Source organism: Chroococcidiopsis sp. [FACHB-1243] (assembly GCF_014696895.1).
In the GTDB taxonomy this organism is placed as follows: Bacteria; Cyanobacteriota; Cyanobacteriia; order Cyanobacteriales; family Chroococcidiopsidaceae; genus Chroococcidiopsis.
This window is the reverse complement of sequence record NZ_JACJQX010000037.1, coordinates 45,571-65,083: the sequence shown is the minus strand read 5'-3', so window position 1 is coordinate 65,083 and position 19,513 is coordinate 45,571. Positions and strand designations below refer to the sequence as shown.

At 47.1% G+C, this 19,513-nt stretch carries 17 protein-coding genes, 1 tRNA gene and 1 pseudogene; 6 read left to right on the top strand and 13 right to left on the bottom strand.

What is annotated here, in order from left to right; genetic code table 11:
* Nucleotides 1-37 precede the first annotated feature (37 nt).
* Together H6G17_RS24235 and H6G17_RS24230 are read right to left on the bottom strand one after the other, a co-directional pair.
* Entirely contained in the window at nt 38-2,137 is a 2,100-nt protein-coding gene (locus H6G17_RS24235) for a peptidoglycan DD-metalloendopeptidase family protein (RefSeq protein WP_192161149.1), read from the bottom strand.
* A gap of 82 nt (nt 2,138-2,219) precedes the next feature.
* A complete protein-coding gene (locus H6G17_RS24230) occupies nt 2,220-3,167 on the bottom strand; it encodes a hypothetical protein (RefSeq protein ID WP_192161148.1) in 948 nt (315 codons plus the stop codon).
* Between the two features lie 170 nt (nt 3,168-3,337).
* Between H6G17_RS24230 and H6G17_RS24225 the strand changes: the two genes are divergently transcribed.
* Nucleotides 3,338-3,988, top strand: a complete 651-nt coding sequence (locus H6G17_RS24225; RefSeq protein WP_192161147.1) for a hypothetical protein — start codon at nt 3,338-3,340, stop codon at nt 3,986-3,988.
* On the opposite strand, the gene H6G17_RS24220 is transcribed toward H6G17_RS24225, so the two are convergent.
* From H6G17_RS24220 to H6G17_RS24185, 8 genes and pseudogenes are all read right to left on the bottom strand, one after another.
* Nucleotides 3,954-4,211 (bottom strand): hypothetical protein, encoded by a 258-nt coding sequence (locus tag H6G17_RS24220; RefSeq protein WP_192161146.1) that lies wholly within the window; start codon nt 4,209-4,211, stop codon nt 3,954-3,956. The two genes, H6G17_RS24225 and H6G17_RS24220, sit on opposite strands and share 35 nt — an antisense overlap.
* Before the next feature lie 326 nt (nt 4,212-4,537).
* Nucleotides 4,538-4,611 (bottom strand) — tRNA-Pro (locus H6G17_RS24215).
* 46 nt (nt 4,612-4,657) lie between these two features.
* The gene (locus tag H6G17_RS24210) at nt 4,658-5,020 is read right to left on the bottom strand and encodes a DUF1818 family protein (RefSeq protein ID WP_192161145.1); all 363 of its coding nucleotides are present in this window, start codon (nt 5,018-5,020) and stop codon (nt 4,658-4,660) included.
* Between the two features lie 19 nt (nt 5,021-5,039).
* Entirely contained in the window at nt 5,040-5,564 is a 525-nt protein-coding gene (locus H6G17_RS24205) for a sterol desaturase family protein (RefSeq protein WP_199316967.1), read from the bottom strand.
* A gap of 103 nt (nt 5,565-5,667) precedes the next feature.
* The gene (locus tag H6G17_RS24200) at nt 5,668-6,672 is read right to left on the bottom strand and encodes an energy transducer TonB (RefSeq protein WP_192161144.1); all 1,005 of its coding nucleotides are present in this window, start codon (nt 6,670-6,672) and stop codon (nt 5,668-5,670) included.
* 111 nt (nt 6,673-6,783) lie between these two features.
* Nucleotides 6,784-7,854 carry an LOG family protein gene (locus tag H6G17_RS24195; RefSeq protein WP_192161143.1) on the bottom strand — a complete coding sequence of 357 codons (1,071 nt, stop codon included), beginning with the start codon at nt 7,852-7,854 and terminating at the stop codon, nt 6,784-6,786.
* A gap of 191 nt (nt 7,855-8,045) precedes the next feature.
* A pseudogene (gene trxA / locus H6G17_RS24190) lies at nt 8,046-8,378 on the bottom strand (thioredoxin); the annotation flags it as partial.
* Between the two features lie 364 nt (nt 8,379-8,742).
* On the bottom strand, nt 8,743-9,906 hold the full coding sequence (locus H6G17_RS24185) for a GuaB3 family IMP dehydrogenase-related protein (RefSeq protein WP_192161142.1): 1,164 nt from the start codon (nt 9,904-9,906) through the stop codon (nt 8,743-8,745).
* Between the two features lie 519 nt (nt 9,907-10,425).
* On the opposite strand from H6G17_RS24185, the gene H6G17_RS24180 reads away from it, so the two are divergent.
* The 3 genes from H6G17_RS24180 (at nt 10,426) to H6G17_RS24170 (ending at nt 15,519) form a co-directional block, all read left to right on the top strand.
* Entirely contained in the window at nt 10,426-13,068 is a 2,643-nt protein-coding gene (locus H6G17_RS24180; protein ID WP_192161141.1) for an endonuclease MutS2, read from the top strand.
* A 159-nt stretch (nt 13,069-13,227) separates the two neighbouring features.
* Nucleotides 13,228-13,827 (top strand): DUF3038 domain-containing protein, encoded by a 600-nt coding sequence (locus tag H6G17_RS24175; protein WP_015154474.1) that lies wholly within the window; start codon nt 13,228-13,230, stop codon nt 13,825-13,827.
* A 174-nt stretch (nt 13,828-14,001) separates the two neighbouring features.
* A complete protein-coding gene (locus H6G17_RS24170; protein WP_192161140.1) occupies nt 14,002-15,519 on the top strand; it encodes a DUF4335 domain-containing protein in 1,518 nt (505 codons plus the stop codon).
* A gap of 121 nt (nt 15,520-15,640) precedes the next feature.
* Here the strand turns inward: H6G17_RS24170 and H6G17_RS24165 are convergent, their stop codons facing one another.
* The 3 genes from H6G17_RS24165 to H6G17_RS24155 are packed head-to-tail and all read right to left on the bottom strand — an operon-like array spanning nt 15,641 to nt 16,751.
* On the bottom strand, nt 15,641-16,102 hold the full coding sequence (locus H6G17_RS24165) for a ferredoxin (protein WP_192161139.1): 462 nt from the start codon (nt 16,100-16,102) through the stop codon (nt 15,641-15,643).
* Nucleotides 16,102-16,488, bottom strand: a complete 387-nt coding sequence (locus H6G17_RS24160) for a DUF1257 domain-containing protein (RefSeq protein WP_192161138.1) — start codon at nt 16,486-16,488, stop codon at nt 16,102-16,104. The genes H6G17_RS24165 and H6G17_RS24160 overlap by 1 nt, the downstream gene beginning before the upstream one ends.
* A 53-nt stretch (nt 16,489-16,541) precedes the next feature.
* Nucleotides 16,542-16,751, bottom strand: a complete 210-nt coding sequence (locus H6G17_RS24155) for a DUF2997 domain-containing protein (protein WP_039716585.1) — start codon at nt 16,749-16,751, stop codon at nt 16,542-16,544.
* Between the two features lie 371 nt (nt 16,752-17,122).
* Here H6G17_RS24155 and bioA point away from each other — a divergent pair, with 371 nt between their 5' ends.
* Nucleotides 17,123-18,403 carry an adenosylmethionine--8-amino-7-oxononanoate transaminase gene (gene bioA, locus H6G17_RS24150; RefSeq protein WP_192161137.1) on the top strand — a complete coding sequence of 427 codons (1,281 nt, stop codon included), beginning with the start codon at nt 17,123-17,125 and terminating at the stop codon, nt 18,401-18,403.
* A gap of 57 nt (nt 18,404-18,460) precedes the next feature.
* Nucleotides 18,461-19,450, top strand: coding sequence for a biotin synthase BioB (gene bioB / locus H6G17_RS24145; RefSeq protein ID WP_192161136.1), 990 nt, complete (start codon nt 18,461-18,463; stop codon nt 19,448-19,450).
* The last annotated feature ends 63 nt before the right edge of the window (nt 19,451-19,513 follow it).

Genomic DNA, 19,513 nt, shown 5'->3' with positions numbered 1-19,513 from the left:
TCCTAGTGAAGCCCCAGAGCTAGCTGGAACTTCGCTATTACAACATTTGCCCTTTACGTAAAGCACCTAAGTTAGTTTCACTAGGATCGGCACTATTACCATCAGGCTTACGGATCTCAAAATGTAGATGTGCGCCTGTGCCGATACCAGTGTTACCCGATAAGGCGATAGTCTGTCCTTGCTTAACTTGTTGACCTACTTGAACCTGGAGTTGGCTAAGATGTGCATACCTTGTAGACCATCCACTGGGATGCTTGAGGTAGACGACTAGACCATAACCGTTCTGAGTGCCAGCTACAGTTACAACACCATCGGTAGAGGCTACGATAGGCACACCGATAGGACAACCTATATCAGTCCCATGATGGAACCTAGTAGATGTTCTTTGCCTTCTGATGTCAGTTACAGGGTAGCCTTGACACGGGAAGATAAAGTTAGGTGTACCTGTGGCGGGTACTGAGGTTGTAGTAGGGTTATTACCTTGAATACCGCTTAGATCTAATACCTCGATCGGGCTATAACAACTAACCTTAGTCTTACCCTCAGCCACATCATGACTCACACTATCTACCATCCAGATCCGACTAAAGATAGGTGGTAGTCCCTTAGTTCTAATAGCTTGCATCGGTTCTAAAGCTAGCATCTGCTCAGTTAGAGGCACTACAAAGGTAGATGGTAAGCCTTTAACTCGCTTGATTTGCGATCGCCCTTGGGAAGCTACTGCTTCTTGTCCTGGTTGTAGAGTTCCTGTCGGCTGGGCTGAAGGCTTACCAGTAGTAGACTTGTCTCTAACTGAGTCAATATCAGGCTTATCGTATTCAAACTGACCTGTAATAGGGTTAAGTCTGACTTTGTATTCATTTTGTAGTTTAGTGCTGGCTTGGTCTGACTTAGACTCATCCACAGCTTCGTCTTTGACTTCCCAGGTTATCAGGTTGACTCCTGGTTGTAGTATCAAAGTAGTATCTTGGATGTTAGCTAAGGCTTTGATCGTCAAAGTACCATTTGTTTCTGATACCACTAAGCCAGCTTGTTTGCATTCCCTGAGTAGTAGTTGGTAGTCACTAATACCTGTTTGGTCTATATGGTCATAGGTTAGGTCAACAGTAGCCTGATAGTCTAGCTTGACTTTATGAGCCTTAGCTATCTTTGCGGCTAACTCAGATAGCTTGAGTTGTTGATAGGTATTATTACGCTTTCTCCGGTTCAAAACCCAGCGGATACCTTGACCTGACAACGTGGTTCTACCGTCTTGGTTGGTATGGGTTCCAGTATGGAAGAACTCAAAACTATAGCTACCAATGGAAACAGTTAGCTTATTACCTTTGTAAGTCTCTGTGGTTGTCTGGGAGCGATCGCTTGCAGTAGCAGGTTGTATCTTGGCTGGCTCCTGTTTTTGTTGACTGTTAGTGGTTGCTACGCCATATTTCTTTAGCTGTTCCATGTAGAACTTCTTCAGCTTAGCCATAGTGTTTTCGCCTTGTCCGTAGCCAGCACTAGGAAAGCTAGCCCATTCTTTGCGACATGCGCTAACGGCTGCTTCAAAGTTATTGCTATCGACGTAACCTAAGCCACCTCTAAAGGCGATCCGACTAATAGCGATCTTGTCCTGGGATGTTTTACCAAAGTCTGTTAACTTTAGCTTTCTCTTTTCCTCGTCATAAACAAAGTCTAAAACTTGATATCTACCTGCGGCTGTGGAGTATTTACCTATAGATGCTATGTAGACGCTTATTCTAGGATGATCGCCATAACCATTAAAACTACCACCACCGACTAGGACTTTGTAGCCACCATCTACGCCGTTAAAGGTTCCTTCGGAGTAGGCTATGGTGTCGAGAAAGGCTTTCCTGAATGGTGTTAGCTCGGATCGTGCGGTAGATGCTGGGGTAGGGCTAGAGTTGGTACTAGTACTATTGCTGCTACTATCAATGCTATCACCAGGTAAAGCCTGGATACCACCATTTGTTAATGTATGCTTCACTATGTCAGAGGCAATACTACCCGTGGGATCGGCTAATACTACGGTACAGTTAGAGGATCTATCGTTCTGCCCTAGAGTTACTTGGACATTCATTATCTCTCTACCTGCTGTCCAGTATTGAAGATAGCCTTCTAACTGTACTTTGATATCCATGAGGTAAGGGTGTGTTGTACGTACAACACTAAGCCGTCCATAAATAACCTAAGTAAAGCCCTAAATAGGGCTTAAGTTATTATCAGGCTGCCTGCGGGTATCGGTAGCGGTCTAAGGCTATGACTTGAGGCGATCGCGATAGCTGTTTGACTTGCCCACCTTCGGCAAAGCCTTCAGCAAAGGCTTGGAGGTTACTAGCCCATTTCTTGAGCCACCTAACGCCATCTTCGGCATTACGTAAGGCTTGCACTTGGGTAGCCTCTAGTTTCTGCCCTAAAGCTGATCTGTCGATCCAATAACTAGACTTTAACCGAATAGACTCAAAGGCTTGTCTTGTAAGGTCTTCGCTGTTTTGCTGGTCGCTGTATCCCTTATTCTGCCGTTGGTTGACTGAGTTGAGTCTAGGCTCTAGTTTGGGACTGATGGGTATTGCTAAAGACTCTCCCTGAGTAGTTTCTAGGACTTCTGAGGGCTGTTTATGGATATTGACTCTAGGCTTAGCCATAATACAAAAGTCTTTATCTTGAGCGGCTTCTAGCCTTTCATAGGGCTGTTTGGCATAATAAGAACTTAGGTTTATGGCAATACAAGATCTCGTATTTGCTTGAATAAACCGAAAACCTTGATCTGTAAAGACTTCGCTGTTTGGTTGCTCTGTAGAACCCTCATTCTGTCGTATGTTACCTATATTTAACCAAATACACTCTCTAGGCTCTGGATCGGCTTTGCTTCGGGCTAGCGTATGTTGCGGGGTTAAGTCTTGACTAGCTAAGACTTCTAGCCGTTTTTGTGGTTGTTTAGTTGCGGGGTTATTCCCCCCTTGGTTAGCGATCGCAACGTTGTCTGTAGGCAGTCCAACCCAAGTGTTAAACTCGTCTGCGGTCATCTGTGGGGCTGACTCAATAGCGATCGCTGTCAGTCTATCATATTCAGCTTGTAGGATCTCGTAGCTGGTATTTAGTTTAACCTGAACGTCATAACCAGCATTACGCAAGGTTTTTAAGGCTGCTTGTAACTCTCTGTATTGCATTGTGGGAAGTCCTTAGAGGCTCTATGTGTTTCTGCGGGGATCTGTGCCTCTTTATGTGACTATCTTAGCTCTATGCTACGGAGATGTAAATAGGCTTTACTGAAGCTTTACATAGCGAATGGTTATCCAGTGGAGCCTATGATAACTTACACAAACTACCCTCGAAAACATTGGAAGCTATACGGGATAAAGGTTTGAAAACTTACACGGTTCCCGCTGCGGCTGTAGAAGATGGTAGAGGTGGAGCCAAAGTAAAACCAAAGGTTATTCAAATGTCTAACTTACAACTACGTAAAGAAGTTCGTGATAATATTGAGTTCTTTGTTAGTAATGATGGTGAACAGGTAGGGATGAGTGCGCTAGGTTTAGCTACCCTGACTGGTGTTAGTAGTGCTTCCATTGATGTAATGGTTAAGGCTTTTAGCATTCCAGGCAAACTCCCGTCTGAAACATTAGAAGAGGCTCGAAACCACTACATAGCAAGGGGTGTAGCTATCCAGGCAGTACCTAACCCGAACGGGGGTAGACCAGTAAACTTCATTCCAGCCGAGATATGTGCAGACATTGTTCACTACTATGCTTTCGAGGCTAACCGTATCAGCTCGGAAGTCAAGTCTCAAGCTAAATATGCTTATCGTCAGTTTGCAGCTATTGGTATCAAAACCTGGATCTTACAAGTCACAGGTTTTAAGTCCAACGCTGGTCAAGATATAGCTCCTATGTTGCAGACCATACTAAACCAGATGCAAGAGGTGCGGGATCTGAGTCAGCCACCTTTGGTAGTCGTTAGTTTATACCCAGCTCATCACAAGCTTGGTTGAGTAAAGTCCTAACGATAGACCCAAGGCTTAGCTCTAGTTGGGCTGATAAGGCATGATATCTAGCTTTTTCTTCTGGGGAGACTTTGATCTCGATCTTGGCTGTCTTGCGATCGCGTTCGGTTAGGATAGTAGCCATCCCAGACATCTTGAAGGCTAATGCAGCTTTGGCTTTCTTGGAGTCCGAAGCTATGGAGATCATCTCAGAGGTAGTTAATAGGCTCATGGGGCTGGCGCTCTTTGTGGTGCTATTACTACCTTGTCATGATGTTTTGTCAGGATAGCTAGGCAGGGGCTGTGGCGATCGCGCTTAGCCTGTGGTTTGTCCTAAATAACTGTCCTAAACGGCTGTCCTAAATGGTACGAGGATCACCACAACTCAGCCATATCGTACCTAGAAACCAGTTTGAGCTAGGCGCTAGGCTTCACCATTTAGGACTAGCAGAAATAACCTGTACCTGCCTCTTTATCAGCCTTTACAGGTGTCCTATAATGTAGGACAGCATTAGGACAGCTACGGGAAAACCTGTAGCTATATAGGTGGTCATAATATCGGAGCGGCGGGATTCGAACCCACGACCTCCACTACCCCAAAGTGGCGCGCTACCAAGCTGCGCTACGCCCCGTTTCACAGCTTAGATATCATAGCATAAGAAACTGCGATCGCGCTATTTAGAAAACAAACAGCATTTGAGCCGCTCGGATGAGATCGGGAACTGCATCCGCCGCCCAACTCACCTCAACTCGCCTACCTGTATTTAGAATCAGTCGCAAGCTGTAGGCACGGGGATAGCCTTCTACTTCCATCCAGATAAAATTACTTTCGGCTTCACAGGCGATCGCTTCCTCATCCATCAGCTCCTGCTCCATTTGGCTCATAGTATTTGATAGCTGCATAGACAATCGGCAAAAATCTTCTAATTCTGCCTGCGTCAGTTCGATCGCCCAGTCCTCAGCACCTACTAAACCTTTAAATTCCTTTGCCTCTGGATCGAATCCAATCCGCCAACCTGCGCCACTCTTAACTATGCGCATAAAGTTTTACATCGTCATATCACCACCAGCGTAGTTGTAAATAGCCGCGTTTTGGTTGACTAGTTTCTTCTTCCGTGAGCCATTCTACGGGTTTGTAAGTGCCAAACACCCGATCCCACCAATCTACAGCTAAACCAAAATTGTGATGCCACATCCCGTATTTGTGATGGACATAATGCACGGGCATTTTCATCCAAAAGCACTTGGTTGGATTTTCGTGCTGTAACTGGTGGGCATAAGCAGAAAAAGCAGCATAAGCTAAACTGCCTAGAAACCAACCCATCCCAGCTTCGAGGGAGACAAAGAACATTGCAAACATGGCAATGCAACTACCCTGAACGTAATCCCGAAATTCCCATACTACACCTTGTCCTTCATTCCGGCGGTGGTGATCGCGATGTCTTTCACCAATGCGAGGCGAAACGTGCATCAAACGATGCAACCAGTATTCGACTAGACTCGCTAGGATAAATGCCAAGACAAAGCAAACTCCTCCAACTGCTAGCTTTGTTAAATCGAGCATCACTCCTCCTGAATTGGTCATTGGTCATTCGTCGTTTGTCGTTCGTGGTGGCAGCTAGTGGCTTGACTCTTTTCTAGTCACCAGCCACGAGTCACTAGTCACTAATAACTAATAACTTTTTACGTCATCTTACCCATAGATCTAAACCACCAGAGACGTTGATATTAAATGTAAAACTAATTTTGAGGGAATTGTAAGCAAATCCAGAAGGTAAAGGTGCGAAGGGTGCGGCGCGTCTAATCGCACTAATGGCGGCGGTGTCGGTAGTGTTGGAGCCAGAAGGTCGAACGATCCGTAGGTTGGTGACTTGACCCGATCGCGTGACTGTGAAAAACACGACAGTTGAACGAGAATTCTGCGTCATCCCTGGTATCCACTGCTGCCTGACTTGTTGCTGAAGTTGCTGCAAGTAAGAACCCATATCGACATCCTGACGAGCATCAATGCCTGGCGCAGCGCGATTAGAACGGTTGGGATTAGCGGCTAGGTCGCGGCTGGAAAGCGTCAGCGGACCACCTAACTTGCTCGCTGCTCCTGAAGATCGCGGCTGAGTTCTGGCTGTAGTTCTAGCAGGCGATCGCTCGGTTGCGGTACTAGGACGATTTGCTGGTTTTTGCTCTAGGTTGGGAGTCTTCGGAACTGGTTTGGAGCGATTGGGAGCAGTGGCAATCGGAGGTTGGGCTTGAGGAGGTTGGATTTGGGGTTTTGGTGGCTCTGGACTCTCCCTGCGGCTGCTAGATGGCTGCTGGCGGCGGGGTTGAGCGGGTGACGGAGTAGTACGGGAACTAGTTCTAGGCGCAGTTGGGTTATTCGGTCGAGTTGCTAGAGGTCGTCTGCGATTGGCTTTACCACCAGCAACGGAATCGTTTGCTGCCCGACGTTTGGTTTCTGGGGGCGGTTTTTTTGGTTGGGGAGGAACTTCAACAAACTCAAGTGGAATTGGTTCGGCGCGAGATTGCTGTTTTGGTTTTGGTAGGATGCGAATCCAATAATCGTAGCTGAGGAAAAAAATAACGTGTACGAGAAGTGAGATAACGATACCGAACCAAAGAGCATCAGTATTGCTTCTCCTTCTGCCGTCACGCCAGAATTCTTGTTCCGATTGCTGGAATTCTTTTTGCAACACCATGCCGCGATCGCCTCATAACAGCCGTGCCGACAGTTCGTATACCAGTGTATGTCGATCGGGGCAAAAATGGGCAAGGGGCGATCGCACTTCTGAATAGTTGCCTTGCTTGCCTTACTTCCTTTCTGGATGAGAAGCAGTCTCTTCTGAAGGTTGTCCCATCTGATTGATCCTAGCAATCATCTGATACAAACGCCCCAAGTCTCTTTGATTAAAATAAAGCACGATCCGGGGCAAATCTATAGTTTCATCCTGAGTTTCTTGAGGTAAAGCCGCGCTTTTTTCAATCTTGCCTTTCACCAAAATATCGCTGAAATTGTCATTCAACTCTTCAACTTCAGCATCAGATAATTCTGCATCAAGCCGAATTACTAATAAATCGCGCACGTAGCGGCTAGAGTGATAAACTCGATAAAATTGCGTGATCGCGTTACAAGCAACATCTAAGTTATCGGTAATCGTATAAAGACTGGGATCTTCAGGACTAACCAAACCTTTTTGAATCAAATGCTCTTGAATATATTCGCTCCAAGCTTCCCAATAGTCTCCCCCTGGGTGGTCGATGAGTACCATCGGCACGGGACCGAACTTTCCAGTTTGGCTTAAAGTCATGCATTCAAATGCTTCGTCCTGCGTGCCAAACCCGCCAGGAAACAGCGCCACTGCATCGCTTTCCCTGAGTAAAAACAGCTTGCGGGTAAAGAAATATTTGAAGTGAATTAATTTCGCGTCACCAACAATGTAAGGATTTGCTTCTTGCTCAAATGGTAGTTGAATATTCAACCCAAAAGAATTTTCCCTTCCCGCACCCTCATTTCCCGCCTGCATGATTCCGCCACCACCACCAGTCATCACCATAAACCCTAACTGAGTGACGCAACGGGCGAAGTCTGCTGCCATTTTATACGCCGGACTATCTACCGGAGTACGTGCCGAACCAAAAATTGTTACCTTCCGAACGTGGCGATAGGTATGAAATAATTCTAACCCTCGCTCCATATCAGCTAGAGAAGCCGCTAAGATTTTCCAATCGAGACGGTCAATCTCGCTGTGTGCTAACCGAATAATAGTTGCGATCGCCTGCTGGATCAATTGCCGATGTTGCAAATCTGGCAAATGCTCTAACAGGGTAGCTAACTCTGATTTAAGCGTGTCTATGGTGTCTAATGAACGGGATGAAGTCATGAGTGCTGCTGCACGGGTCGGCACTCTATTTTAGCGAGATTTGGGACATCTGTTGAGAGGAAATTACAGAGACGCAAAATTTCACGTCTTACAATCAGCAGAATTGCTACCCTAATGAATGTATAGAGCAAAAAGCGCCATATAGCCAAAACCTCAGGCGCTTGCAAGTCTTTTTTCGTGCTAACCCAGCTCTACAAATACTTTTCTAGAGTATTCGACAGTGTTGTTTTTGGTACGGCACCTACTACCATGTCAACTTTTTGACCCCCTTTGAAAATCATCAGAGTGGGGATACTGCGGATACCGTACTGACTGGCAATATTGGGGTTTTCGTCGGTGTTGAGCTTCACTACCTTGACTTGCCCGTCGTACTGCTGTGCGATCTCATCGACAACAGGGGCGACCATGCGGCAAGGACCGCACCAAGGAGCCCAAAAATCCACTAAAACTGGGATTTCACTATCTAGTACTTCTTGCTTAAAAGAAGAATCTGTAACTTGCGCGGCTGCTGACATGCCTGAAAATCCTTGGCTATATTGTTGCTTACTTTGCTGAAAATTTTATCACAGTAAAACCAAGCATTTTTACCTCCTGAGTATCTGTAATTAGATAGATCCTCTGTGGCGATCGCTGTGCGATTGTAGTTGATGTGAAAAGTAAGGATTACTATACCTAAATTCCCATACATAAGGAACCGCCCGAACAGTAGTCCGGGCGGAGTGTGGTGTGAGGAGTGAACGGAAACATGCGTCTCCGCTTCCTCTATTGTAGGCGACTGTTTTATTTTTTCCAGTACTCTGCTCAAGATTATGGAAAGTTTTAAGTTGTCGGTATTTTGTTCTAAGTAAAGCTACTCATTGGGGAAGTCAGACAACTTCCGACTTCAATCTACTTACCCATACCGAGTTGCTGTGCCTTCTGATAGACTTTGCCTTCGGTGAGCAATGAAGGAGCAATCACGACTTCGACTTGTTGCATCTCGCGAATGTCTTTTGCCCCCAGAGTTCCCATGCTCGTTTTTAAAGCGCCCAAGAAATTGTGCGTCCCGTCGTCGAGTTGAGCGGGTCCACGTAAAATTTGTTCGCAAGTACCAGTCGTACCGACACGAATTCGAGTTCCACGCGGCAGAACGGGGCTAGGGGTTGCCATGCCCCAGTGAAAGCCTTTACCTGGTGCTTCGGCGGCTCTAGCAAAGGGAGAACCTATCATCACGCCGTCTGCACCGCAAGCGATACACTTACAGATATCTCCACCTGTAATCAAGCCACCATCAGCAATCACTGGGATGTAATTGCCAGTTTCCTGATAGTAATCTTCTCGTGCTGCGGCACAATCTGCGATCGCCGTGGCTTGAGGTACGCCCACACCTAAAACACCGCGAGAAGTACAAGCCGCCCCAGGACCAATCCCAACTAAAACTGCTGCTGCTCCTGCCTTCATTAAACTTAAAGTCACTTCGTAAGTGACGCAGTTGCCCAACACGACGGGCATGGGCATTTCTCGACAAAATTTCGCCAAGTCAAGGTTGGTTAACTCAGATGGAGCTATGTGAGCTGTCGATACAACAGTAGCTTGAATAAAAAATAAATCTGCGCCAGCCTTTGCCACCGCACTAGCATATTTACTCGCACCAGCAGGAGTCGCGCTGACAGCTGCAATACCACCTTGCTGCTTAATTTCCCCAATTCGCTGCTCGATTAATTCGGGTTTGACTGGTTCGGCATACAATTCTTGCATCAGCGGGACAAATTCATGAGTTCCTACTGAGGCAATCCGTTGTAAAATTGGCTCTGGGTCGGCGTAGCGAGTTTGAATACCTTCTAAGTTGAGTACGCCCAAAGCTCCTAACTGGGAAAGCAGTACAGCCATCTGCACATCGACAACTCCATCCATCGCACTTGCAATAATGGGAATTTCTCGCTCGATCGCGCCAATCTGCCAACTGGTATCCGCTAAACTGGGGTCTATAGTGCGTTGCCCTGGAGCCAGTGCAATTTCATCAATGCCGTATGCGCGGCGTGCGGTTTTGCCACGTCCAATTTGAATATTCACGTTTCTTTACCCGTTCCCAAACTATTTCGCTAGAGTACCAAATTCGCGAGGGGTTTGGTTAGAAGTTGGGGGATTTTTGTTAGTGAGGAGTGCGTGGCTAGTGGCTAGTGGCTAGTAATTACAACTTGATGAATGCTCCCTCAGCAACCTGGTACTCTCTTTTCCCTGCTCCCTAAAAGAGGGATAGTACTACAAATGGGTAGGGAAATTCAGGCTTTAGTACGATTGAGACTGACTGAGAGCGTACTACAATGGAATTAAAGTCAAAATGTATTGTTAGCTCGAATGTATTCAACACTAAGCTAAAACGAAAAAATTCGCGATCGCACGTACAAAACCCGCTCAAAAAAGCGACAGCTTTCAGCTTTTGCTTGAGTTTAACGTAGAGTTGATACCTAAAAGCCTTTTATTTGAATTTCTGCGATCTAAAAAGTTTTAAATCAAAGACAGAATAATTACTTGACATAAATTCTGTCCTCTAATCCCTGCTCCCTTTTAATAAAATTGAAACACCAAGCTTTGATTCAATCAGAAACGTTAGAACTATTAGAATGGTCGCGCTTGTGTCAGCACTTGGCAACTTTTACGGCGACTAAACTAGGAGCGATCGCCGCTCGGAATTTGGTCATTCCCGACACGCAGGCAAAAAGTCAGGAATTGTTAAACCAAACCAAAGAAGTCTACGAGTTAGATAGTCGTCTGAGTGCTGGGTTGTCGTTTGCCGGAATTCAAGATATTGGCGAATCTTTAGAACGAGCAGAGTTACAGGGTATATTAACCGCAGAGCAGTTACTCGCGATCGCCACAACTCTCACCGGAACGAGACAGTTACGGCGCAGCATCGACCAACAGCAAGATTTGCCAGCTTTACAGGAATTAGTCTCTACTGTCAAAACCGATCCTGAATTAGAACAGGACATTTTGTACTGTATTGACGAACAGGGTAAGGTAGCAGACCGCGCTAGCCTTAAATTAGCCGAGATTCGCGATCGCGTGCGGCAATTGCGCCAACGAATTACCCAAACCCTACAAGGAATCTTGCAGCGCCAAGCCAACGCCGTACAGGAACAACTTATTACCCAAAGAGGCGATCGCTTCGTTATTCCCGTCAAAGCACCGCAAAAAGACGCAATTCCCGGTATCGTCCACGATGCATCCATGAGCGGAGCAACTTTGTATGTAGAGCCAAACGCGATCGTGGCTTTAGGCAATCAACTGCGACAATACATTGCCAGAGAGCAAGCAGAAGAAGAGGCAATTCGCAGACGACTAACTGAGAAAGTCGCAGATGTCAAGCCAGATTTAGAAAAATTATTAGCGGTTGTAACGATAATAGACCTTGCCAGCGCCCGCGCTCGTTATAGCTACTGGTTGCAAGCCAATCCACCCCGCTTTTGCGATCGCTCCCAAGGGGAAAACACCACATTACGTCAATTGCGCCATCCCCTGCTCGTATGGCAAAATCAGCACGAACAAGGGCAGCCAGTCATTCCTGTAGATATTATCGTTCAGCCCCACATTCGCGTCATTACGATCACCGGACCCAACACTGGAGGGAAAACGGTAACGCTAAAAACTCTTGGTTTAGCAGCTTTGATGGCAAAAGTCGGGTTATTTATTCCTGCCAAAGAACCTGTAGAGATTCCTTGGTTTGACATGGTATTGGCAGATATTGGCGACGAACAGTCATTACAACAGAGTCTTTCTACCTTCTCCGGTCACATTCGGCGAATTAGTCGGATATTAGAGGTGATTGGTGAAGTAGGGAGCAGGGACGAGGTGGGAGCAGGGAGTAGGGGAGAAGAAGACAAGGAAGACAAGGAAGACAAGGAAGACAAGGAAGACAAGGAAGACAAGGGAGAAATTCTAGCTACTAGTCACCAGCCACCAGCCACTAGCTACTCACTTGTTCTCCTAGACGAAGTAGGTGCGGGAACCGATCCAGTCGAGGGCAGTGCTTTGGCGATCGCCCTTTTGCGTCACCTTGCCGATAATGCCGAGCTGAGTATGGCGACAACTCACTTTGGCGAATTGAAAGCGTTGAAATATCAAGACGAGCGGTTTGAAAATGCCTCGGTGGAATTTAATGAGGAATCTTTATCGCCTACCTATCGCTTGTTGTGGGGGATTCCTGGTCGCTCTAATGCTTTAGCGATCGCAGCTCGTTTGGGATTAAAACCAGAGGTGATCGAGCAAGCAAAACATCAAGTAGGCGAAGCAACGGAAGACGTGAACCAGGTCATTGCCGGACTTGAAGCCCAACGGCGACAACAAGAAACGAAAGCCGCCCAAGCCCAACAGTTATTACAGCAAACAGAGCGATTGTATCGTCAACTCTCGGAACGGACTGCTCAGCTAGACGCGCGAGAACGAGAATTACGTGCCTCTCAAGAACAAGCAATTCAACAGGCGATCGCCCAAGCTAAAGCCGAAATTGCCCAGGTGATTCGCAAGTTGCAGCAAGGGACTCCTACAGCTCAAGCCGCACAGCAAGCAACAGTGGCGATCGATCGGCTTGCCCAACAGCATACTCCTCCAGTACCCAAGCCCAAAGCCGAATTTCGCCCCCAAGTAGGCGATCGCATTCGCATTCCCCGTTTAGGGCAAACCGCAGAAGTTTTGAACGAACCCAACGATGACGGCGAATTAATCGTCCGCTTCGGACTGATGAAAATGACCGTTAAGTTAGAAGACATTGAATCGCTAGATGGAAAAAAAGCCAATTTCCAAGAGAAGAGACAAGGGGGACAAGGGGGACAAGGAAGCAGGGGAGCAGAGGGGCAGGGGAGCAGAGGGGCAACTACCAACTACCAATTCCCCACACCCCACAACGCCAGTCGCCTCAACGGGGGACACCCCCGCACGGCGCTGGCTCCCCCACACCCTATTCATCACGCACCACTTATTCCCGACTCCCCCACAATCAGGACTTCCCAAAACACCTTCGATATTCGAGGTAGTCGGGTGGCTGATGCGGAGATCGTGCTAGATAAGGCGATCGCCGAAGCGTTTGGAACAATATGGATTATTCACGGTCACGGTACGGGGAAACTGAGACAAGGAGTTCACAATTTTTTGCAACAGCATCCTATGGTAAGTCGCTTCGAGGCTGCGGCTCCTGAAGATGGTGGCTCTGGGGTGACAGTAGTTTTTTTGCGGTAGCGTCAACGTGTAGGATGTGGTAAAAATTGACTGAGCAAAATTTCTGAACCTGAGCTGCTTGAGCGGCAAATTTGTTGCTAGCTGGAGAAAACAAGCCAAAACCAAAGAAACACGGTTTCAAATTGGGTAACAGCTCAGTGTATCTTAGTCGTACCACCTATGCTGAAGACTATGCACTCTAGCGCCCAATCTCCCAATCAAAGTACTAAGTGGAACGATCTCACTCGCGCCGAGCCTGCACCCGTGCAGCTCAACAATATCAAAGCTCAACTCGATCTGATATTGTTGGCGCTAGAAGCTTTAGTAGGTATTGGTTCTGAGGCAATGTTATCGGCAGCAGAAGAATTAAATTTGGCAACAAAAATTCCCGATCGGGTAGCATTATGGCGTTTGAGGCAATCAAATCCTTTACGTAAAGGTGACGGGGGTAGGAAAAAATTAGATATAGAAGAAGCGCGATCGCTAGTTTTAATTATTTGTCACCTAGCCAAACAATATCAGACCCAAATTCGCCGCGCCGTCATGTTATTAGAGCAGGCGATCGCCAATCGAGAAGTTCCTCATAAAATCGGCGTATTGGGCGACTACATCGATAGTTTCAGCAATCTCTATCAAGAGCGCATGGAAGATGCCGAACATCTATCAACCAATTGGCTGAGTCAATTAGGCTTCAAGCTCTTAGTCGATCTGTTATTTTATAGCGGTGCTGTCGGTCATCGGCACTTATGGCTTACCTTACTCGATCGTTCGCAATTGTAACTAGGGAGTCGGGGAGAAAAGTGGTGAGTGTTGATAGAGTGTGGGGTGTGGGATGTGGGGTGTGGGGTGTGACTAATTTCTCCTTTGTCCCACTTGTCCCCCTTGTCCCCCTTGTCCCCTCACTCCCTACTCCCTACTCCCTGCTCCCTACTCCCTACTCCCTTATCCCCGCTTATGTCTCTGTCAGAACCGATTATAAAAAAATATACGCAAGCTTCTTGTACGTTACAGGTTACCGAGCGCACGCCAGGATCGGATCGGGGCGCTAGATCGATGAATGCACCAATTCATTTCGAGGTGCGCTTTCATGACTCCCAACTACCAGAAGCGGAGCAAATTCGCATTCAGGGCGATCGCCACTCTTTAGTAGAATTGCATGAAGTTGTCAAAAACTACGTGCAGAGAGTTCTCGCTTCATCGCCAGAACGATTCAATGCTTTGTTGGTAGAAGATGCTGCCAATACACCCACCCTACCGGCAGAATTAGATTCCTCTAGCACGCCTGCACCAGCTCCAACAGGAGGAATATACATTCAACCTGGTGAAGGATTATCCCATAATTTGTTTTTAGGAGCTTTAGCAACTCCTAGTACGGGGCAATTCATTCCTTTGAGCATGACGCAACTATTCGATCTAGCAAACGCTTTAGATGAATATGCTGCTGATGTTTTAGCTGTCCCAGCTAACTTTAATAGCCCGACTCGTTTTGCTGCTACTCCTTCTACAGCTTGGGCGGGGATAGCAGCCGTACTTCTGGTAGGAGTAGGTTTAACCGCAGGACTCGTACATCTGCTCAACCGTTCTGACGAGCCACAAACAGCCAGTCGTCCGCCACAACAGCCTTCTCCCTCGCCCACCCTATCTCCAGAGGCTGTACCGTCTGTGCCACCCACAAGCGATCTACCATCGCCGACGACAAGCCCAACTTTAGGGAATTTACCAAAAACTCCAACTGTGGGGAGTTCGCCAATTCCCTCACCTCTGCCAGACACTCCCCTGTCTACCGCACCAACCACGCCACCCTTTACAACTACTGCCCCACCTGCACCCCCTAACGCTGGAGCTAGCCCCCTACCTGGTATTGCTCAAGCACCATCTGGTTCTACTCAAACACCCAAGTCATCGGCTAATCAACCAGCTAATCAGCCTGCCGTGCAACCAGGTAGCATTGCTACCTTACCAGGAATTACTACCAATAATAACCTTCCCAGTCCTCCCAGCCCCGATCGCTCAGCTCAGACTCCCCCCACAATCGATGTTCCTGCCGCACCACCCAGCAATCCAGCTCCGCCGCCATCAGTAGAAGGCTTGACACCCAGAGAAAGGATTAGAGCGGCTTTGGAAGGTAAGCCAGTTGAGGAGCCGTCAGCTAAACCGTCACGACAAGCACCCCAAGCGGCAGCTTTTGCCCCTACGCCGCAAGTTAATGAAGTCAGAGAATACTTCCAACAGCGTTGGCAGCCCCCTTCTGGACTCAGCGAACCGTTAGAATACAGTATTGTCCTAGATGTAGACGGCTCGGTGCAGCGGATCGAACCTTTAGGCAAAGCAGCTAGAAACTACATCGAGAGTTCTGGTTTACCTTTAATCGGCGAACCCTTTGTCTCTGCTAACCCCCAAGGCGAAACACCCAGAGTTAGAGTCATACTCGGCGCTGACGGGAAAGTTCAGTCTTTTCTGGAACAAAACTAAATCAGTAGTTAGTTATCAGTTATTTAGTGTAGGGACGTTACATGTAACGTCCCTACTGAGATAAAAACAAGGAGACTGTGCAATCCAGTCTCCTTGAAAGGCGATCGCCTGTTTGGATATATTAATACTTGGCTTTTTTGCGGGTTAACTGCTGCTTGCGACGGCGCTTTTGGGCAGCAGCCACAGCGCCATCTACGGGATATCCTACAACTGGGGGAATGACTTGATATTGTCTGTCTTGTTCTAGCCGCTTTAACTCAGTGTAATCGACCCAATGGATGCAATCTACCGGACAAGTATCGATCGCCTCTTGGATCAGTTCCTCCACGTCACCATCTTGACGGACGACACGAGAGCGACCGTAATCTGGTTCTATGTAAAAGGTGTTGCGAGCGACATGAGCGCAGTGCTTGCACCCAATACAAGTGATTTCGTCAACGTATACACCCTTTTGCCGGGTAACACCGCCCAATTCTGGCTCTAGTCCAGAACGATTGGCAGCATCACGCAGATTTCCCCCCAACTCGGGTTCTAGGTGCGATCGCTCCGAGTCAGAATAATTCGATGTGCCAAGATCGTCCATCAGCCACTCCAGCGCTGTACTAACAGTCTGATCGAGCCATCTGAGTTTTTCTGTTGTTCGGTGACTTGAAAACCTTGTCTTGCTGTTTCGTTAACTACGGTGTGGTATGCATAACGCTGCGTCACTTGGCGCAAGAAACCTTCTACTGATAAAGGCTGCTGCCAATATTGCATATCGGCGACGAGTTCGTACTCTTTACCATTCCAACTAAACCCTACATCGTAACCGTTATCTTGCTCGATTGTCACTTCGGCATTCCGCGTTTGTCCCTGATAGCCTCTGACTTGCCGAGATCCAGATTTCCAATCAACTTCTAGATCGGTGAGAGCTGCTTGCAAGGATGTTAAATTGCGGATTTGAGTTTTGATTTGGCTAAAGTGTGACATAGTGTTTTTAGCTCGACGTAAATTAACTAGGGTAAATAACTAAATAAAAAAAGCTACCATTCGCTAAACGATGCTTGAGCGATTGAGACATCAGCTTGTGTATTAACTTGATTAAAATATTCTGACGTTGGCTGCTGGCTAATTGTTTGCCCTAGTTCTGCTTCCAGCGCTGCCGTAACTTCCGTACAGGAGGAACCGACGATCCCCGTGACTTTTTCCTGTACGCGACCATCGGGATAGATGACAAATTCTAAGGTTTCCATGCTTCTAGCCAACACAACAGGTTTTCAGGTTATCTGACACTTAGATCCAGCTTTTGGGCAGGATAGCTTGCTTTGAGCGACGCGATCCCCTATCTTAATATCCCTACTGCTACATAATGTTTCATCCATCGAATTATATAGATGAAAAAGTTAACAAAATTTAGCAATAGAGTGAACTCGTACAGTAATTATTTGTCAGTTTCGCTTAACTTTCAACAGCAGTCAAGCAGAAAATTAGAGAGCAGGGAGCAGGGAGCAGAGAGCAGGGAGTAGGGAGTAGGGAGCAGGGAGCAGGGGGGACAAGGGAACAAGGGGAAAATGTATATTGTTGTTTGTCTCCCATTCCTTACCCTTATCTCTAGCCTCTAGTTATGAGCAACAATCCAATTTGGCATCCTTTCACCCAGATGAAAACGGCTCCTCCTCCTTTGAAAGTCAAAAGGGGAGAGGGGGTGATGTTGGAATTGGAGGATGGAAGGCAGATTCTTGATTGTATTTCGAGTTGGTGGGTGACGATCCACGGACACAGCCACCCCGTACTAGCTGAGGCTCTTTACCAACAAGCAAAACAACTAGAACAAGTGATTTTTGCTGGGTTTACCCACGAGCCAGCCGAAAAATTAGCCACTGGGCTATTGAAACATCTACCTAAACCTCTGACACGGGTATTTTTCTCCGATAACGGCTCTACAGCGATCGAAGTTGCGCTGAAAATGGCATACCAGTATTGGTTTAACCAAGGGGAAAAACAACGAACTCGATTCATTAGCTTTGAAGGCGGCTATCACGGCGACACTGTAGGAGCAATGTCAGTTGGTAGTAGTTCTCCTTGGTGGCAAACTTTCAAAACTTTGATGTTTGCAACGGATATCGTACCTTTTCCTGCAACATTCGACGAAGATCTAAACGTCGCTACCCGCGAAGCACAGGCTTTAGAGCAACTGGCGGAATTATTGCAAAAAAATTCGCACAGCTACGCAGGCATATTTATCGAGCCATTAGTACAGGGAGCAGCAGGGATGCGCCTGTGTCGTCCCCAATTTTTGCAGGAACTCGCTCAACTCGCCCGCACGCATGGGGTGCTGCTAATCTATGACGAGATCATGACGGGCTTTGGTAGAACGGGAGAATTATTTGCTTGTTTAAAGTCAAGTACTTGTCCCGATCTACTTTGCTTATCTAAAGGTTTATCAGGTGGCTGTTTACCTCTATCTGTGACTGTAGCAACAGAGGAGATTTACCAAGCTTTTTACAGCGATGACATCGATCGCGCCTTCTTCCACAGTCATTCTTTCATGGGAAATCCCCTAGCTTGCGCCACAGGCATCGCTTCGCTGGAATTGTTAAATCAAAATCCAGCCGCATTTGCAGGAATGGAAGCCTTACACCGTCGCTACATGGAAACATGGTTGAGCGGGCATCCAAAAATCGAACGTACCCGCATCTGCGGTACAATAGCAGCCCTGGATCTGAAAGCTGATAGCGAAAGCTACTTAAACGCCACAGGTTCAAAACTGCGATCGCGCTTTCTCGAATTAGGCTTCCTCTTACGCCCTCTCGGTAATACCATTTACCTCATGCCACCCTACTGCATCACCCCGACTCAACTCGAATCGATTTACGAAGTGATTCGTCGGGTTGTGGATGAGTGAGTCAAAAGTCAAAAAATTATTGCTAACCAATAACCAACAACCAACAACTCTTATACGATGCCCCAAACCATCACCTTACCAAATTGGAATCAACTTGCCGATCGCTCCTTAGCAGGAGATATCCTCAGCCGTGAGGCAGCTTTAGCCGTACTCAGCGCCCCTAATGAAGTGTTACTCGAACAGCTAGCAGCAGCTTATAAAGTTCGCAAACATTATTGGGGTAATCGCGTTCGACTGCACTTTTTACTCAATGCCCAAAGTGGACTTTGCCCTGAAGATTGCCATTACTGTTCTCAGTCAAAAATCTCGACAGCAGAAATTGAGAAATATCCGTTGATGGCACAAGAAAAAATTTTAGCTGCCGCAGCACGGGCGGCTAGTTTAAAAGCAGGTACATTCTGCATGGTACTGTCTGGGCGATCGCCTAACGAAACAACTTTTGCCAAATTTTTAGCAGCCGTGCGAGAAGTCAAGGCAAATTACGATTTGAAAATCTGTGCTTGTTTGGGGTTATTGAGTGAGTCACAAACGCAGCGTTTAGCAGCAGCCGGAGTCGATAGAGTCAACCACAATCTCAATACAGCAGAGTCACACCACGAACAAATTTGTACGACTCATACTTTTAGCGATCGCGTGGCGACGGTGGAGAATGTTAAAGCTGCCGGAATTACGACTTGTTCGGGCGGAATCATAGGCATGGGCGAGTCAGACGACGATATCATCGATTTAGCTCTGTCACTGCGACAATTAGAAGTGACGAGCGTACCAATTAACTTTTTAATCCCGATTCCAGGTACACCACTCGCAGGATTACAACAACTCAATCCGCAACGCTGTCTACGGATATTATGCTTATTTCGATTCTTGCTACCATCACAAGAAATTCGGATTGCCGGAGGTAGAGAAGTCCATTTGCGATCGCTCCAACCGTTAGGATTATATCCCGCCAACTCCATCTTCATTGGCGATTATCTCACCACCCCAGGACAAGCAACACAAATGGACTTAGAAATGATTCGCGACGCTGGTTTTGTTTTGGAGGAGTGAGGAGTAAGTAGCGATTACTCTTTGTGTTCTTCTTAGCGCCTTTGCGTCTAACGCTACGCTTCG

Excerpts from the sequence above, each read along its gene's own strand:
- H6G17_RS24235 (WP_192161149.1), bottom strand. The coding sequence starts at position 2,137 with ATGGATATCAAAGTACAGTTAGAAGGCTATCTTCAATACTGGACAGCA.
- H6G17_RS24230 (WP_192161148.1), bottom strand. The coding sequence starts at position 3,167 with ATGCAATACAGAGAGTTACAAGCAGCCTTAAAAACCTTGCGTAATGCT.
- H6G17_RS24220 (WP_192161146.1), bottom strand. The coding sequence starts at position 4,211 with ATGAGCCTATTAACTACCTCTGAGATGATCTCCATAGCTTCGGACTCC.
- H6G17_RS24210 (WP_192161145.1), bottom strand. The coding sequence starts at position 5,020 with ATGCGCATAGTTAAGAGTGGCGCAGGTTGGCGGATTGGATTCGATCCA.
- H6G17_RS24205 (WP_199316967.1), bottom strand. The coding sequence starts at position 5,564 with ATGACCAATTCAGGAGGAGTGATGCTCGATTTAACAAAGCTAGCAGTT.
- H6G17_RS24200 (WP_192161144.1), bottom strand. The coding sequence starts at position 6,672 with ATGGTGTTGCAAAAAGAATTCCAGCAATCGGAACAAGAATTCTGGCGT.
- H6G17_RS24195 (WP_192161143.1), bottom strand. The coding sequence starts at position 7,854 with ATGACTTCATCCCGTTCATTAGACACCATAGACACGCTTAAATCAGAG.
- H6G17_RS24175 (WP_015154474.1), top strand. The coding sequence starts at position 13,228 with ATGCTGAAGACTATGCACTCTAGCGCCCAATCTCCCAATCAAAGTACT.
- H6G17_RS24170 (WP_192161140.1), top strand. The coding sequence starts at position 14,002 with ATGTCTCTGTCAGAACCGATTATAAAAAAATATACGCAAGCTTCTTGT.
- H6G17_RS24165 (WP_192161139.1), bottom strand. The coding sequence starts at position 16,102 with ATGGACGATCTTGGCACATCGAATTATTCTGACTCGGAGCGATCGCAC.
- H6G17_RS24160 (WP_192161138.1), bottom strand. The coding sequence starts at position 16,488 with ATGTCACACTTTAGCCAAATCAAAACTCAAATCCGCAATTTAACATCC.
- H6G17_RS24155 (WP_039716585.1), bottom strand. The coding sequence starts at position 16,751 with ATGGAAACCTTAGAATTTGTCATCTATCCCGATGGTCGCGTACAGGAA.
- bioA (WP_192161137.1), top strand. The coding sequence starts at position 17,123 with ATGAGCAACAATCCAATTTGGCATCCTTTCACCCAGATGAAAACGGCT.
- bioB (WP_192161136.1), top strand. The coding sequence starts at position 18,461 with ATGCCCCAAACCATCACCTTACCAAATTGGAATCAACTTGCCGATCGC.